Origin of the sequence: Saccharopolyspora sp. ID03-671 (genome assembly GCF_045278815.1) — a bacterium.
GTDB classification, from domain to species: Bacteria; Actinomycetota; Actinomycetes; order Mycobacteriales; family Pseudonocardiaceae; genus Saccharopolyspora; species Saccharopolyspora ipomoeae.
This window is the reverse complement of sequence record NZ_CP134054.1, coordinates 923,093-938,525: the sequence shown is the minus strand read 5'-3', so window position 1 is coordinate 938,525 and position 15,433 is coordinate 923,093. Positions and strand designations below refer to the sequence as shown.

The 15,433-nt window shown below is 71.4% G+C and carries 13 protein-coding genes; 7 read left to right on the top strand and 6 right to left on the bottom strand.

Translation table 11 applies throughout. The features are described from left to right. Positions 1 to 35: 35 nt before the first annotated feature. Positions 36 to 1,436, top strand: a complete 1,401-nt coding sequence (locus REH65_RS04440) for an FAD-binding oxidoreductase (protein WP_406691395.1) — start codon at positions 36 to 38, stop codon at positions 1,434 to 1,436. 146 nt (positions 1,437 to 1,582) lie between these two features. Here the strand turns inward: REH65_RS04440 and REH65_RS04435 are convergent, their stop codons facing one another. Continuing rightward, the gene (locus tag REH65_RS04435; RefSeq protein WP_406691394.1) at positions 1,583 to 2,431 is read right to left on the bottom strand and encodes a DMT family transporter; all 849 of its coding nucleotides are present in this window, start codon (positions 2,429 to 2,431) and stop codon (positions 1,583 to 1,585) included. 61 nt (positions 2,432 to 2,492) lie between these two features. Between REH65_RS04435 and REH65_RS04430 the strand changes: the two genes are divergently transcribed. Both REH65_RS04430 and REH65_RS04425 read left to right on the top strand, forming a co-directional pair. Beyond that, complete coding sequence (locus REH65_RS04430) at positions 2,493 to 3,869, top strand: PLP-dependent aminotransferase family protein (RefSeq protein ID WP_406691393.1); 1,377 nt, start codon at positions 2,493 to 2,495, stop codon at positions 3,867 to 3,869. Positions 3,870 to 3,894: 25 nt separating this feature from the next. Next, on the top strand, positions 3,895 to 5,349 hold the full coding sequence (locus REH65_RS04425) for a carboxylesterase/lipase family protein (RefSeq protein ID WP_406691392.1): 1,455 nt from the start codon (positions 3,895 to 3,897) through the stop codon (positions 5,347 to 5,349). Here the strand turns inward: REH65_RS04425 and REH65_RS04420 are convergent. Genes REH65_RS04420 through REH65_RS04400 form a run of 5 tightly spaced genes read right to left on the bottom strand, consistent with a single transcriptional unit; the run spans position 5,339 to position 12,347 of the window. Then, entirely contained in the window at positions 5,339 to 7,546 is a 2,208-nt protein-coding gene (locus REH65_RS04420; protein ID WP_406691391.1) for a thiamine pyrophosphate-dependent enzyme, read from the bottom strand. The two genes, REH65_RS04425 and REH65_RS04420, sit on opposite strands and share 11 nt — an antisense overlap. After that, positions 7,543 to 8,457 carry a LysR substrate-binding domain-containing protein gene (locus REH65_RS04415; RefSeq protein ID WP_406691390.1) on the bottom strand — a complete coding sequence of 305 codons (915 nt, stop codon included), beginning with the start codon at positions 8,455 to 8,457 and terminating at the stop codon, positions 7,543 to 7,545. The genes REH65_RS04420 and REH65_RS04415 overlap by 4 nt, the downstream gene beginning before the upstream one ends. Before the next feature lie 9 nt (positions 8,458 to 8,466). Further along, positions 8,467 to 9,618, bottom strand: coding sequence for a Glu/Leu/Phe/Val family dehydrogenase (locus REH65_RS04410; RefSeq protein ID WP_406691389.1), 1,152 nt, complete (start codon positions 9,616 to 9,618; stop codon positions 8,467 to 8,469). A gap of 12 nt (positions 9,619 to 9,630) precedes the next feature. Then, complete coding sequence (locus REH65_RS04405) at positions 9,631 to 10,767, bottom strand: NAD(P)/FAD-dependent oxidoreductase (protein ID WP_406691388.1); 1,137 nt, start codon at positions 10,765 to 10,767, stop codon at positions 9,631 to 9,633. After that, positions 10,767 to 12,347, bottom strand: a complete 1,581-nt coding sequence (locus tag REH65_RS04400) for an aldehyde dehydrogenase family protein (protein ID WP_406691387.1) — start codon at positions 12,345 to 12,347, stop codon at positions 10,767 to 10,769. Before REH65_RS04400 ends, REH65_RS04405 begins: the two co-directional genes overlap by 1 nt. A 186-nt stretch (positions 12,348 to 12,533) precedes the next feature. On the opposite strand from REH65_RS04400, the gene REH65_RS04395 reads away from it, so the two are divergent. The 4 genes from REH65_RS04395 (at position 12,534) to REH65_RS04380 (ending at position 15,145) form a co-directional block, all read left to right on the top strand. Then, positions 12,534 to 13,472 (top strand): ornithine cyclodeaminase family protein, encoded by a 939-nt coding sequence (locus REH65_RS04395; protein WP_406691386.1) that lies wholly within the window; start codon positions 12,534 to 12,536, stop codon positions 13,470 to 13,472. Positions 13,473 to 13,552: 80 nt separating this feature from the next. Next, positions 13,553 to 13,795, top strand: coding sequence for a hypothetical protein (locus REH65_RS04390; RefSeq protein ID WP_406691385.1), 243 nt, complete (start codon positions 13,553 to 13,555; stop codon positions 13,793 to 13,795). After that, the gene (locus tag REH65_RS04385) at positions 13,792 to 14,307 is read left to right on the top strand and encodes a DUF6879 family protein (RefSeq protein ID WP_406691384.1); all 516 of its coding nucleotides are present in this window, start codon (positions 13,792 to 13,794) and stop codon (positions 14,305 to 14,307) included. The genes REH65_RS04390 and REH65_RS04385 overlap by 4 nt, the downstream gene beginning before the upstream one ends. Next, positions 14,294 to 15,145: a helix-turn-helix domain-containing protein gene (locus REH65_RS04380; protein ID WP_406691383.1), complete on the top strand. Its 852-nt coding sequence runs from the start codon at positions 14,294 to 14,296 to the stop codon at positions 15,143 to 15,145. Before REH65_RS04385 ends, REH65_RS04380 begins: the two co-directional genes overlap by 14 nt. Positions 15,146 to 15,433 lie beyond the last annotated feature (288 nt).

Genomic DNA, 15,433 nt, shown 5'->3' with positions numbered 1-15,433 from the left:
GTGTGTGGGCGGTTCGTGCAGCGGGAGGTAGAGCGATGGTGGACAACTCGGACAACGCGGCGCTGCGGGCCCTGCGGGCCGCTCTGCCGGACGAGGTGCTGCTCACCGATCCGGACTCCACCGGGCGCTTCTCGCACGACGAGGCCGAGTGGGCGCCCTACGGCAAGCCGCTCGCCGTCGTGCGCGCCCGCGGCACCGACGACGTCGTAGCCGCGGTCCAGGTCTGCGCCGAGCACCGGGTTCCCGTCGTGCCGCGCGGCGCCGGGACCGGCCTGTCGGGTGGCGCGAACGCCGTGGACGGCTGCGTGCTGATCTCGCTGGAGGGCATGAACGAGATCCTGGAGATCAACCCGCGCGAGCAGCTGGCCGTGGTGCAGCCCGGCGTCGTCAACGACGACCTGCGCGCCGCCTGCCGCGAGCACGGCGCGTGGTACCCGCCGGACCCGGCGAGCTCGCCCTGGTCGACCATCGGCGGCAACGTCTCCACCAACGCCGGTGGAGTGTGCTGCGTGAAGTACGGCGTGACCAGGGACTACGTGCTCGGTCTCGAAGCCGTCGTGGGCTCGGGCGAGGTCGTGCGGCTCGGGAGGCGCACCGCCAAGGGCGTCGCCGGGTACGACCTGTGCGGGCTGTTCGTCGGATCCGAGGGCACGCTCGGCATCGTCACCGAGGTGACGGTGAAGCTGCTGCCGGGCCTGCGCGCGCCCGAGCGCACCGTGGTGGGCTACTTCGACTCGCTGGTCGCCGCCGGGGAGGCGGTGGCCGCCGTCGCGGCCTCCGGCGTGGTGCCCTCGGCGCTGGAACTGCTCGACCAGCACTGCCTGCGCGCGGTCGACGACTGGAAGAACATGGGCCTGTCCGCCGAGGCCAACGTGCTGCTGCTGGGCCGCTCCGACACACCGGGGCAGGTGGGCGAGCAGGAGGTCGACACCCTGGTGCGCTGCTTCGACGAGGCCGGCGCGACCTGGAGCGCCCGCTCCACCGACGAGCAGGAGGCCGACGCGCTGTTCTCGGCCCGCCGCCTCGCCTACCCGGCGCTGGAGCGCCTCGGCCCGCTGCTCACCGAGGACGTCTGCGTCCCGCGCGCCCTGGTTCCCGACATGCTCGCGCGCATCGAAGCCGCGGCGCAGCGGCACGACACCCAGATCGCCAACATCGCCCACGCCGGCGACGGCAACCTGCACCCGCTGATCATCACCCCGCCCGGGGACGACGACGCCCGCCTGCGCGCCCAGCGCGCCTTCGACGACATCGTCACCGACGCCATCGAGCTCGGCGGCACGGTCACCGGCGAGCACGGCGTCGGCCTGCTCAAGCGCAAGGGCCTGCACGCCGAGCTCTCGCCCAAGGTCATCGACATGCACCACGACATCAAGAACGCCCTCGACCCCACCGGAATCTTCAACCCCGGCAAGGTCTTCGGCGACCCCTCCTGATCCGAGCCGCCTCACTCGAGGTGGGGCTCCTGGAACGGGACAGTTTTAGCCATAATTGACCGGACAAAAGGGACGCCAACCCCGGGTGATTCTGGCTAAAACTGTCCCCCTCCAGGAACTTCTCGCCCCAGGAGCGCGCCTCGGGGCTAGTGGGGGAGGCGGGTGCGGACCGAGAGGGCGGCGAAGGCCACGACCGCCAGGCCGCCGAGCACCGTCGACCAGGTCAGCGGTTCGGCCAGCAGCAGCGCCGCCCAGAGGATGGTCATCACGGGTTGGGTGAGCTGGATCTGGCTGACCTGGGTCATCGGCCCGATCGCCAGCCCCCGGTACCAGGCCAGGAACCCGGTGTACTGGCTGACCACCGCCAGGTAGCCGAAGGACGCCCACTGGATCGGCGTCGCTGCGGGCGGCTGCTCGGCCAGCGCGGCGGCGGTGAGCGCGATCATCACCGGAGCGGCCACCACCAGGGACCACGAGATGGTCTGCCACGCGCCGAGTTCCCGCGCCAGCAGGCCGCCTTCGGCGTAGCCGATCGCCGCCGACACCACCGCTCCGAACAGCAGCAGGTCCGCGAGGTGCAGCCCGCCCAGGCCCTGCAGCGCGGCGAAGGACACCGCGGCGACCGCTCCCAGCGCGGCCAGGACCCAGAAGGCCTTCGGCGGGCGTTCGTGCCCGCGCAGCACCGCCATCACGGCGGTGGCGGCGGGAAGCACGCCGATCACGACGGCGCCGTGGGTGGCCGGCGTGGTGGTCAGGGCGTACGAGGTGAGGAACGGGAACCCGACGACCACCCCGCCCGAAACCACCGCGACTCGTGCCCACTGGGTCCCTCGCGGCAGCCGCTGCCGCAGGACCAGCAGCGCTGCGGCGGCGAGGATCCCGGCGACGGTGCCGCGACCGGCGGCGATGAGCAGCGGCGAGAGCCCGCCGACGGCGATGCGCGTGAACGGGACGGTGAACGAGAACGCCAGGACGCCGAGGAACCCCCAGCCCAACCCCGCCCGAGACGGTGATAGCGCCGGTGGTACGACTGCGATAGCGCTACTATTGCTTCTCATGGTCGACGATAGCAGTGGCCGGATAGTGGCGGAACTCCGCGCGTGGATGGCGACCGCGAAACCCGGGGCGAAGCTGCCCTCCACCCGTGAGCTGGCCGCGCGGCACGGGGCGGGTCCGGTGACGGTCCAGAAGGCGCTGCGCACCCTGAGCTCTCAGGGTTTGGTCGAAAGCAGGCCGGGCGTGGGCACTTTCGTGCGCTCGACGAGAACGGCCCGACCGAACGACTACGGCTGGCAGACCGCCGCGCTGGGGTCGCCGCGGAACACGCGGCCCACGTTGCCCGCCGCGATGCGTCCCGCGCCCAACGACGTCATCGCGCTGCACTCCGGGTACCCGTGCCGCGAACTGCTACCCGAGCGGCTGGTCCGCTCCGCGTTCACCCGCGCCGCGCGCAGCGACGCGGTCGTCGACCGCCCCCCGTCAGCGGGCGTTCCGGAGCTGCAGGCCTGGTTCGCCGCCGAGCTCGGCACGGCCGTTCCCGGTGACGTGGTCGTCTTCCCCGGCAGCCAGAGCGGTTTGAGCGCGCTCTTCCGGGCGCTCGTCGGAGCCGGTCGGCCGCTGCTGGTGGAATCGCCCACCTACTGGGGTGCGATCGTCGCCGCCGCCCAGGTGGGGGTGCGGACGGTCCCTGTGCCGACCGGTCCGGACGGGCCGGACCCGGAGCAGCTGGCGCGGGCGTTCGAGGCCACCGGTGCGCGCGCGTTCTACGCCCAGCCGAACTACGCCAATCCCACGGGAGTGCAGTGGTCCTCGCGGCTGGCCGAGGAGGTGCTCGACATCGCGCGCCGGCACGGCGCGTTCCTGATCGAGGACGACTGGGCCCACGACCTGGGCATCACCATCGATCCGACCCCGGTCGCCGCGCGCGACGAGGACGGGCACGTCGTCCACCTGCGATCGCTGACCAAGACCGTGTCGCCATCGGTGCGCGTGGCCGGGGTCATCGCGCGCGGCCCGGCGCGCGAGCGGATCCTCGCCGACACGCAATCGGAGGCGGTCTACGTCAGCGGCATGCTGCAGGCCGTGGCGCTCGACGTGGTGACCCAGCCCGCCTGGCGCACCTACCTGCGCGATCTCCGCGAGCAGCTCGCGGCCCGGCGCGACCTGCTCGCCGAAGCCGTCCGCGAGCACGTGCCCGGGGCGCACCTGGAGGTCCCGGCGGGCGGGCTCAACCTGTGGGTGCGCCTGCCCGACAGCACCGATCTGCCCCGGCTCGTGCGCGACTGCGAGGACCGCGGGGTCGTGGTCGCCCCGGGTGACGAGTGGTTCCCCGCCGAGCCGACCGGGCGCTTCCTGCGCTTGAACTACGCGGGGCCGAACCCCGGGGCCTACCCCGAAGCGGCGCGGATCATCGGTGCGGCGGTGGTCGGATGACCCCGTCTGATGGTTGTATGGATACATGCAATTCGTGGTGCGGACCGAGAGCGGGGCGGTGCAGGGCTCCGCTGCGGGTGATGTGCAGGTGTTCAAGGGGATCCCGTTCGCGGCCCCGCTGGACGGGCCTCGGCGGTTCCAGGCGCCTGCCGAGCCGGAGCGCTGGGACGGGGTGCGCGACGCCACGCGCTTCAGCCCGGCGGTCCCGCAACCGCCGATGGCCGACGGGCTGCCGTCGTCGTGGAAGCCGGGTGACGGCACCGACAGCCTCGCGCTCAACGTCTGGACACCCGACCCGTCCGCGAACCTGCCCGTCATGGTGTGGTTCCACGGCGGCGCCTACCTGGCGGGCAGCCCGTCGGAGGGCAGCTACGACGGGGCGCGGCTGGCGAGCTCCGGCGTGGTCGTGGTGACCGCCGGGTACCGGGTCGGCTACGAGGGGTTCGGCTGGGTCGACGACGCGCCCGCCAACCGCGGCATCCTCGACCACCTCGCCGCGCTGCGCTGGGTGCGGGAGAACATCGCCGCCTTCGGCGGGAATCCCGACAACGTCACCATCTTCGGCGAGTCCGCCGGTGGTACCTCCATCGCCACCCTGGTCGCCGGTTCCGCGCGCACCGGGCTGTTCCACCGCGCGATCGCGCAGAGCCCGGCGGCCATGTACCGGGGTGAGGACGAAGCGCGCAAGGCCGACGAGCTGATCACCGGTCCCGTCGGGGTGCGCCCGACCGTCGCCGAGCTCGCGGAGGTCCCGGCCGAGCGGCTGCACGCCGCGCAGCGCGACGCCGCGGCCGAGATGACCCGCAACCGGGCGGCCTGGTCCGACACCACGCCCTACGGCGTGGTCCTCGACGGCGAGACGCTCGGCGAACTCCCGTGGGTCGCGCTGCGCGGCGGCGCGGCCAGGGGAGTGGACCTCATCGCGGGCTTCACCGCGGAGGAGGCCACGCTGTTCACGGCGATGATGCGCCGCGAGCGCCTCGACCCCGACCGGCTGGCCGCCGAGCTGCACCTGCGCGACGGCGTGATGGACCAGTACCGCGCCGCGCACCCCGATCTCGACGACGCCGGGCTCTACAACACGCTGCTCAGCGACAAGCTGTTCCGGGTGCCCGCGCAGTGGATGGCCGAGGCGCACGCGGCGGCGGGGGAGCGCAGCTACCTCTACGAGCTCACCCTCCAGGCCCCCAACGGGCTGGGCGCCTGCCACGCGCTGGACATCCCGTTCACCTTCGGCAACACCGACGGCCCGCTGCTGGAGCTGCTGCTCGGCGGCGTGCCGGACGGGTTCGAGGAGCTCTCCGGCGAGTTCCGCCGCTCCTGGACGTCATTCGCCGCCACCGGCGACCCCGGCTGGGACCGCTACCATCCCACCGACCGCCGCACCCGCGTCCTGGACCTCCCCAGCTCCACGGTCTCCGACCCGATCGCCGCATCCCGGGAGATCTGGGCGCACCGCTTCCCGGAACTCACCGCGTGAGCTTGAGCGCGGCGGCTTCGACCGCGTCCTCGTCGAGCAGCACGTGGTAGGCCGCCGCGCCGAGCGGGATGAAGCTGTCCTCGCTGGTCACCCGGCTGATCGGACCCGTGAACCCGGCGTCGACCAGTGAGGTGATCACGGGCTCGGACACGCCTCCGCTGCGCCGGGTCTCGTCGACGACGAGCACCCGGCCGGTGGCCTCGGCCGCGGCCAGCAGGTCCTCGGCGGGCAGCGGTGCGAGCCAGCGCAGGTCGAGGACGCGAGCGGCCACGCCGTGCCGCCGGAGGCGTTCGGCGACGCGCAGGCTCATCGGAACGCCGTTGCCGAAGCTCACCAGCGTCAGGTCGGTGCCGTCGCCGTAGGTCCGGGCGCGGCCGATCGGGACGTGGTGCTCGCCCGGCACCGGGTAGTCGGCCAGCCAGCCGTCGTCGCCGGGTTCGTGCAGGTCGCGGGTGTGGTAGAGGGCGATGGGTTCGAGGAACGCGCACACCCGTCCGTCGACGCGGGCCGCCGCGACGCAGGTGCGCAGCATCGCCGCCGCGTCGTCGGGCCGCGACGGGGAGGCCAGGACCACGCCGGGCAGGTCGCGCAGGGCGGCGACGCTGTCGTCGTTGTGGAAGTGCCCGCCGAACCCCTTCTGGTAGCCGTAACCGGCGATGCGCACGACCATCGGGTTGGTGTAGCGGCCGTCGGAGAAGAAGCTGAGCGTGCTCGCCTCGCCGCGCAGCTGGTCGGCGGCGTTGTGCAGGTAGGCGAGGTACTGGATCTCCGGGATGGGCAGCAGGCCGGCCAGACCGGCGCCGAGCGCGGTGCCGAGGATGCTCTGCTCGTCGAGCAGCGTGTCGAAAACCCTGCTGCCGCCGTACTTCTTGCGCAACCCCCGGGTCACGCCGTACACGCCGCCCTTGCGGGCGACGTCCTCGCCGAAGACGACGACGCGGTTGTCGCGGCCTAGCTCGTCGGCCAGCGAGCGGTTGATCGACTGCGCCAGCGTCAGCGGACCGCCGGAATCCGCGCGGCTCGCCGGGTTGTCGGCCGCGGCGGCGGCGATGGCGTCGGGGGAGTGGCGGTGCAGGGACGCCATGACCTCGCCCGCGCTGCCCAGCTTGCGGCGGCCCAGCGCCTCCTCGGCGAGCGCGTCGACCTCGGCCCGCTTGGCCTCGTAGCGGTCCAGGACCTCCTCGGCGGTGAGGATTCCCCGGGAGATCAGCGCTCTCGCGGTTCCGAGCAGCGGGTCGCGGTCCTGGTCGCCGGTGATCTCGGTGCGCGACCGGTACGCCGACTCGACGTCGGACCCGGCGTGACCCATCAGCCGCACCGTGCGCAGGTGCAGGAACGCGGGAGCCCGGTGTTCCCGGACCCAGTCCGCCGCCTCTCGCGAAACGCGCAGGCACTCAACGGGGTCGGGCCCGTCGGCGGTGAAGTAGCGGAGTCCCGGGCGGTTCCCGTAGGCGGTGGCGATCCAGCCGGACGGGGTGCGCACGCTGATGCCGATCCCGTTGTCCTCGCAGACCAGCAGCAGCGGCATCGGCAGGTCCTGGAAGGCGCAGTGCAGCGCCGAGTTGATCGCGCCGGTGGCCGTCGAGTGGTTCGCCGAGGCGTCACCGAAGCTGCACACCACCACCGAATCCGCCGGCCACTCGGCCTCGACGCCGAGCCGCGCGCCCCGCTCCAGGGCGAACGCCAACCCGACCGAGCGCGGCAGGTGCGAGGCGATCGTCGAGGTCTGCGGGATCACCGCCAGGTCGCCGTGCCCGAAGACCTTGTGCCGACCGGCCGAGATCGGCTCGTCGGCCGAGGCCACGATCCCCAGCAGCACGTCCAGCAGCGGCGTGCTCCCGGCGACCTGCCGCGCCCGCTCCAGGTAGAACGCCCCGGACCGGTAGTGCAGCAGCGCAGGATCGCTCGCCCGCAGCGCCGCCGCCACGGCCGCGTTCGACTCGTGCCCCGACGACCCGATGCTGTAGAAGCCGGCACCCCGCTTCCCCAGCTCACGCGCCTTGAGGTCGAGATGCCGACTCCCGATCTGCGAGTCGAACAACCCCACCAGATCCGCGGCCGGGACCGGGCCTGACCCGATGTCAACGGAGCTCGGAGATCCGACTTCCATTGAGATCGGGTGCCTGGTTTCCATTGAAATCGCGGTACCGAGGTCGGGGATGGTGCGGAGGAAGTGCTCGTCGACGGGTTCGGTCATGACTGCTCCCACTCGGACGCGGCCGCTGTGCAGGACGAGGCCAGGAATTCCAGGGCGATCGGTAGCAGCGGGTTGGTGTTCTGCTTGCGGTAGAGGACCTTGACCCGGCGTCGCGGCTGGAAGCCGGAGATGCGGACGATGCCGGGCTGGTCCCGGGGGATGGCCAGGGCGGGCAGGACGGCGACGCCGAGCTCCCGGGAGACCAGGTCGCGGATCACGGAGTAGTCGTTGCTGCGGAAGGTGATGCGCGGGACGAACCCGGCCGCGGCGGCGAGCCGGATCAGCGACCGCGCGCCCGCGGTGTCCTCGCGGGTGCAGATCCAGTTGTCCTCGGCCAGGTCCGCCAGCTCCACGCGGTGGCGCCCGGCGAGGCGGTGCGAGGCGGGCAGGACCACGTGCAGCGGTTCGGCGAGCAGCTCCTCGGCGCACAGGTCGAGGGGCCACTGGCGCGGGTCCAGGTCGTACTCGAAGACCAGCGCCGCGTCGAGGACCCCGTCGAGGACGCCGTCGACGACCTCGTCGGGTTCGCCCTCGTCGAGTTGCACCTCGGCGTGCGGGCGCTGCGAGATCACCGCCGCCAGCACGTCCGGCAGCACCCGGGAGTTGGCGGTGGCGAACGAGGCCAGCCGCAGGCTGCCCTCGTCGCCGACGACCATCGCCCGCACCTCGCGCTCCAGCGAGTCCAGGGCGCCGAGCGCGTCGCGGCTGCGCTCGGCCAGCCGCAGCGCGAGCGCGGTGCTGCGGGCCGACCGGGCCGAGCGCTCGAACAGCGGTGCGCCGATCGCCCGCTCCAGCAGCACCATCTGCTGCGACACCGCCGAGGCCGTGTAGCCCAGCGCGCGCCCGGCTTCGGCGAACGAGCCGGTGCGCACGCACTCCTGCAGCGTGCGCAGGTGAATCGGGTTGAGCACGCCGCCTCCTCAGGCGGGGACGGGCAGCCGGCCGCGCAGCCGCATCGCCTCGCGGACCCGCTGCTCGGCCATCGCCAGCGCCGCCGCGTGCGGCAGCACGCCCTCGCGCGCGGCGGTGTCGAGCACCAGCAAAGTGTTGCGCCGGGTGCGGGCCGCGACCTCGTCGAGGATGCGGGTCGGTTCGGGCCGGAACGCGGAGCGCCGGGCGTCCATCGCGAACCCGGCGGCGATCGCCCCACCGGCGTTGGCGATGAAGTCCGGCACGATCTCCACGCCCCGCGCGCCCAGCGCCTCCCGGGCGCGCGGCGTGGTCGGCAGGTTGGCGCCCTCCACGATCAGCCCGGCCCTGATCCGCTCGGCCACCGTCGGGTCGATGACGTCCTGCCGGGCCGCCGGGATCAGCACATCGCAGTCCACGGTGAGCTCCTCGCCCTGGGCGATCCGCTGCGCGGGTGCGGCTTTGGCGACGCAGGCGTCGCCGAACTCCGCCCGCGCGGCCAGCCACTCGGGCACGTCGAGCCCGTTCGCGTCGTGCACGGAACCGTCCACGGTGGACAGCGCGACGAGCTGGGCGCCGAACTCGTGCAGCCGCGCGGCGGTGGCCGCGCCGACCGCGCCGAAGCCCTGCACCGCGATCCGCGCCCCGGCGACCTGTTTCCCGGCGCGCTCCAGCGCGGCCAGCGCCGCTTCGGCGACGCCGTGCCCGGTCACCCCGAGCTGGTCGTAGGGCACCCCGCCGAGGGCTTCCGGGACGCCGACGGCCGCGCCGCGATCGGCGAGCTCGTCCTGGATGATCGCCGCGTCGTGCTCGGTCATCCCCATGTCCAGCCCGGCGACGTAGCTGGCCGGGATCTGGTCGGCCAGCCGCCGCGCGAACGCGCGCACCACGGCTTCCTTGTCGGGCGAGTCCGGGTCGGCGACGATCCCGGCCTTCGCACCGCCGTGGAAGAGGTCGACCGCCGCCCACTTCCAGGTCATCACGCGCGCCAGCCGCGCGACCTCGCCGACGGTCACCGTCGGCGCCATGCGGGTGCCGCCCTTGCCGGTGCCGCGCGCGGTGTTGTCGATGACCAGCACGCCCCGCATCCCGGTGCGCGCGTCGGAGACGCAGACGACCTTCTCCGGGCCCCACTCGTCGATCTCCTGCAACAGGTCGACCACGGTTGTCCCTTCCTACACGCAGTTGTGCTCGGGCCGGACCTCGGCGCCGTCGAAGCGGCGCACGTCGAGACCGGAGACGTCGATCGGTGGTGTGCGGCCCAGCACCAGGTCGCGCATCACCTCGCCGACCGCCGGGCTCTGCAGGAAGCCGTGCCCGGAGAAGCCGGTGGCGTAGAAGAACCGGCCGGAGTTGCCGACCAGCGCGTTGTGGTCCGGGGTGATCTCGTAGAGCCCGGCCCAGCCGTGCGCCACGCCCGCCTCGGCGACCCGCGGAGCCCGCCGAGCGACGGCTTCGCTGAGCCGCCCCAACCAGCGGTCGTCGGTGCCGAGCCGGAACCCGAACTCCTCGTCCGGATCCGACATGCCCACCAGCAGGCCGGGCCCTTCCTCGTGGAAGTAGAAGCTGGTGGCGAAGTCGATGGTGAACGGCAGCTTCGGCGGCAGGTCCGGCATCGGCTCGGTGACCAGGATCTGCCTGCGCAGCGGACGCACCGGCAGCCGCACCCCGGCGAGCTCGCCGACCTCCGCCGACCAGGCCCCGGCCGCGCACACCACCGTCGAGGTGCGCACCTCGCCCTGATCGGTGAGCACACCGCTGATCTCGCCGCCGCGCGTCTCGATGCCGGTCACCGAAACCCCGCGCCGCAGCACCGCCCCGTGCTCGCGGGCCGCCCTGGCGTAGCCCTGCACCACGCCCTCGGGCGTGCAGTGCCCGTCGGTGGGGGAGAAGGCCGCGGCCAGCAGGCCCTCCGGCGACACCAGCGGCGACAGCTCGCACGCCTCGGCGACGGTCAGCATCCGGCTCGGCACGCCCAGCGAGTTCTGCAGCGCCACGCTGCCCTCGAACGCGGCGACGTCGGCCGGATCCGACAGCAGGAACAGGTACCCCTGCTGCTTGAGATCGATGTCGCCGCCGGGCCGCCGCGCGAAGTCCTCGAAGGCCCGCAGGCTGCGCTGCCCGAGCTCGATGTTGACCGGATCGGAGAACTGCGCCCGGACACCGCCGGCCGCCTTGCTGGTGCTGCCCGAACCGAGTTCGTCGCGCTCCAGCAACAGCACGTCCGCGCCGGCTTCGGCGAGGTGGAAGGCGGTGCTCACGCCCACCGCCCCGCCGCCGACGACCACGACTTCCGCAGCGGCCGGGAGCATTAGTTCCCGCCGAGTTCCGGGGGCAGCCGGTAGTCGAGCTCGGGCTCGACGGTGTCGACGTCCATCTGGGCCTTTTGCAGCTTGCCGGAGAAGTCCCAGTTCAACGACTGCCAGCGGGTGAACTGGTCGAGCACCCAGATGCCCGACTGGCGACTTCCGTTGCCGGACTTGCCGTTCCCGCCGAACGGCAGGTGCGCCTCGGCGCCGGAGGTCGAGTTGTTCACGCTGAGCATGCCCGCCCCGATGCCCTGCCGGAACCGGAACGCCTTGGCCGGGTCGGTGGTGTAGATCGCCGCCGACAGCCCGTAGCCGGGCGCGTTGCCGAGCTCGATGGCCTCGTCGAGCGTGTCGTAGGCGGTGATGCCGACGATCGGGCCGAAGGTCTCGTTGCGGAAGATGTGGTCGTCGGTGCGCATCCCGTCCACCAGCACCGGGTGGTAGTACAGCCCGGCGGCCGGGTCGCCGCGGAAACCGCTGCGCGGCTTGTCGTTCCCGATCCGGCCGACGGCGTCCGAGCCCAGCGTGGTGTGGTGCGGCTGCAGGGTGTCCAAGATGGACTCGAAGTTGTCGGCGAACTTCTGGTCCAGCATCGGCCCGTAGAGCACGTCGCCGCCGGGCTCGCCGACGGTGGCCGCGCGCAGCGCCTCGTCCAGGCGCCGGGTGAACTCGTCCTTGACGTCGCGGTGCACGATCAGGTTGCCCAGCGAGGTGCAGCGCTGACCGGCCGTGCCCCAGCCGGAGAACAGCGCGCCCTCCACGGCCAGGTCCAGGTCGGCGTCCTCGGTGACGATCATCGGGTTCTTCCCGCCCAGCTCCAGGCACGGGTTCTGCAGGTGGCGGCCGCACAGCTCGCCGACCCGGGTGCCGACGGCGCTGGAGCCGGTGAAGCCGACCTTGTTGACCGTGCCCGCTTCGAGCGAGGCCTCCAGGCCCTTGAAGGTCGCCTCGCCGTCGGTGTAGACGAGGTTGAGGACGCCCTTGGGGACCCCGGCCTTCCACGCGAGCTCGGCGACCGCGCGGGCCGCACCGGCCGCGTACTCGGCGGGCTTCCACACGACCGCGTTGCCGCACAGCAGCGCCGGCACCAGGTACCAGGACGGGACCGCCACCGGGAAGTTGCCCGCGGTGATCACCACGGCCACGCCGACCGGCACGCGGAAGGTGAACAGCTGCTTGTCGGGCATCTCCGACGGCACGGTCTGCCCGTAGAGCCTGCGGCCCTCGCCGAGGAAGAAGTCGCAGGTGTCGACGATCTCCTGGACCTCGCCGAGCGCTTCGGCGTAGGGCTTGCCGATCTCGCGGGTCACCAGCTTCGCGAGGGACTCCTTGTTCGCCTCGACCAGGCGGCCGAGCCCGGCGATGACGCGACCGCGGACCGGCGCGGGCACCTGGGACCACTCCTTCTGCGCCCGCTGGGCCTGCTCGGTGGCGGCCACCAGCGTGTCGGGGGTGCCCAGGGCGACCTTGGCGACGACGTCGTCGAGGTTCGCGGGGTTCTTCGAGAGGTACTCGCCTCCGCCGTCGACCACCTCCGGGGCGTCCGGGCCGATCACGGAGCTCAACGTCGCCTGCACCGCCATGCACCTCTTCCAGGTCGGGATCACCCTGCTCGGGATAACGCTGAGATCACCGTAGAACGACGGAGCGTGTTCTGTTGAGGATCAGAAGAGTGATTTCTCGTCGGTCTGAGCACCAGTGATGCTGGGGCTGCTGATGAGGCGGGTGGGGCTTCCGGCAGGGCGGCCGGTGTGCCAGCGTCGGTGCGCATGGAGCTGCTCACCGACGCGGACGTGGCCGCCGTCCTCGACTACGACACCGCGATCGCCTCGCAACGGCTTGCCTTCGAATCCCTGGGCCGAGGGGAGGCCCAGCAGGCCGCGAAGACGGCGATCCGCACAGGTCAGGACACCGCCCTGTCGTACCTGTGCCGGCTCTCGCCCCGGCACGGCCCGGTCGCCAAGCTGGTCTCGGTCAACCCCGGCAACGCCGAGCGCGGACTGGCTTCGATCAACGCCACGGTCCTGGTGCTCGACGCGGAGACCGGGGCGTTGGCCGCGACGATGTCGGGCACCGCGCTCACCGAGATCCGCACCGCCGCGGGCAGCGCCGTCGCGATCGACGCCCTCGCCCGGGCTGAGGCGGACGTGCTGGCGGTGATCGGCTCCGGCGTCCAGGCCCGCGCCCACGTCCGCGCGATCTCCCGGGTCCGCCCGCTGGCCGAGGTCCGCATCCACAGCCGCGACGCGACCCGCCGCGAGACCACGGCCGCCGAGCTGGCTGCCGAACTCGACCTCGACGTTCGCCCGGCCGCCACGCCCGCCGAGGCGGTCCGCGACGCGGCGGTGGTCGTCGCCTGCACCCTCAGCCCGGACCCCGTCGTCCCCACCGAAGATCTGGCCCCGGGCGCCACGGTGGTGAGCGTCGGCAGCTTCGAACCGCACCGCCGCGAAGTCGACGCCGACCTCCTGCGCACCGCCACCACCATCGTCGTCGACGACGTCGACACGGCCATCCACCACGCAGGCCCGATCATGACGGCCCTCGATTCCGGCCACATCACCCACGACGCGCTGATCCCACTCGGCGCCATCCTCACCGGGCAACACCCGGCCCGAAAATCCGCCCACGACCGCATCTTCTACAACAGCGTCGGCATAGCAGCCCAAGACGCAGCAGCAGCCCACGCAGTGCTGGGAAAGCTGTAGTGCCACCCGACCGGCTTAAAGATCATGCGAGCACGTGAATAAGCCTTGTCCGCCCCGATCACCTACCCAAAGCTGACCGCATGAAACTACGCAAGGTGTCCGGGTGCGAGGAGAAGACCTGTCCGGGCGTGTACCTGTCCGACCGGGGAACAGCGGTGGTTCAAGGCATGCACTTGCCTGCGGCCGAGGGACTAGAGTTCAGCGACGGCGAGACCGCAGTCGAGTTGCCAACACGGATAATTCTGGGGGCTGTCTCCTCCCTGGTGGAGTGCCCCGGCATCAGCAAGGATGAGCTGCGGCGTCTGAGGGAGGCCTTGAAGTGATCGTGAGTGGGGAAGAACTGGGTAGGCTTTTCGACGAGTGTCAGCGGTCCGCCTGGAGGTTCGAGTGCCAGCAGACTTACACGATCCCGCGAGAGCAGGACGGAATCCGTCGCTGGCGTGCGGGTGAGCCGCAGCCCGAGGATCACAACGTCCGCTGGCACGGCACGGTCGGGGAGATCGTGGACTCCGGTCGCAGCATCGGCCGTGCTCGCGTGGTTCGTCGCCCGTTGAGCGAATACCTGCGCTACCAGCTGGATTGGGGCATCCCGGGCAACATCGAGGCGGGCGAGGACATTCGGATCCTCGACGTGACCGAGCTGGACCTCGACCTGCCTGATCAGGACTTCTGGATCTTCGACGACTCGATCGTCGTCCATCTCAACTTCGAGTCGGACGGTACGCTCATCAACCTTGAGCGGATCGAGGACCCGGACCTGACGCAGTACCTGGAATTGCAAGAGCGGGCGTTGGCTCACGCCGTCCCGCTCAGTGAGTGGAATGCTCGGACCTGACAACGATCAGCACCGCAAGAACCTTGCTGACACGCTGAAGCAGCTGCGCAAAGCGGCCGGGCTCTCGGGGGAGAGGCTGGCCGCTCGCGCTGCCATGTCACAACCGAAGATCAGCCGCATCGAATCCGGCAAGACCGTGCCCACCGTTTCCGACGTGGAACGGATCGTTCAGGCACTGGACGTTCCTGCGGAGGCACGGGCGGAACTTCTCGCGCTGACCCGTTCGGCGAACGTTGAATACACGTCCCTCCGTTCCTCCGCGCGCATGGGAATCTGGCGGGGTCAGGCCGAGATCAAATCCTTGGCCGAGTCTTCCTCCGTCGTGCGGCAGTTCCTTCCCGCGATTCCGTCCGGCCTAATCCAGACTCGCGACTACGCGCGGGCCGTCCTCACTCCAGGAGTGGAAGGGCGGCCCGCGCGGGACGTCGAACGAGCTGTGGAAGCGCGCATGGACAGCCAAACCGCGCTGAACGATGAGTCCCGCAAGTTCCTCTTCCTCCTGACTGAGCAGGCGGTCCGGCTCAAGCGCGCGGAGGCCGACGTCATGGTTGGACAGCTCCGTCATCTGGTTCAGGTGGCGGAGCTGCCGAACGTGGAGTTGGCGATCTTGCCCAGTGCGGCGCTGGTGAGCGCTTCTCCGCTCAACGTGTTCGTGGTGTACGACGACCGCCTGGTGATGACCGAGATCTTCGCCGGCGAGATCGCGTTGCGCGATTATCGGGACATTTCCTACCACTTGAACCTGTTCGAGCATTTTTTGGAACGGTCTGTATCTGGAAATGAAGCGCATAGCCTCCTGAATTCCGTGGCTGATGAGTTTATGCGAAGGCCTGACTAGAAGTGGATTCCTGGATTCCGGGGCTTCTACCTTCGAATCATGGTGAAAGTGCCACTGGATTCGTTGGCGATGTGTCGGGCGCGGGAGTGCGATGCGGTTCTGATCGACGGGCGGGACTGGCTCGTGTGTCCGGTCGGTGGTCCGGGGTGCTTTCGGGTTGTGGCTGCGCTGGACCAGATCGCGTGGGACGCGCTCGAGGTGCACGTGGAGAACCACTTCTCCGCGGGTGCGTGTCCGTGTTGTGGGCGTTGAGGTTGGGGGTGGTGTGCTTCCCTTGGTGAGGGCTGT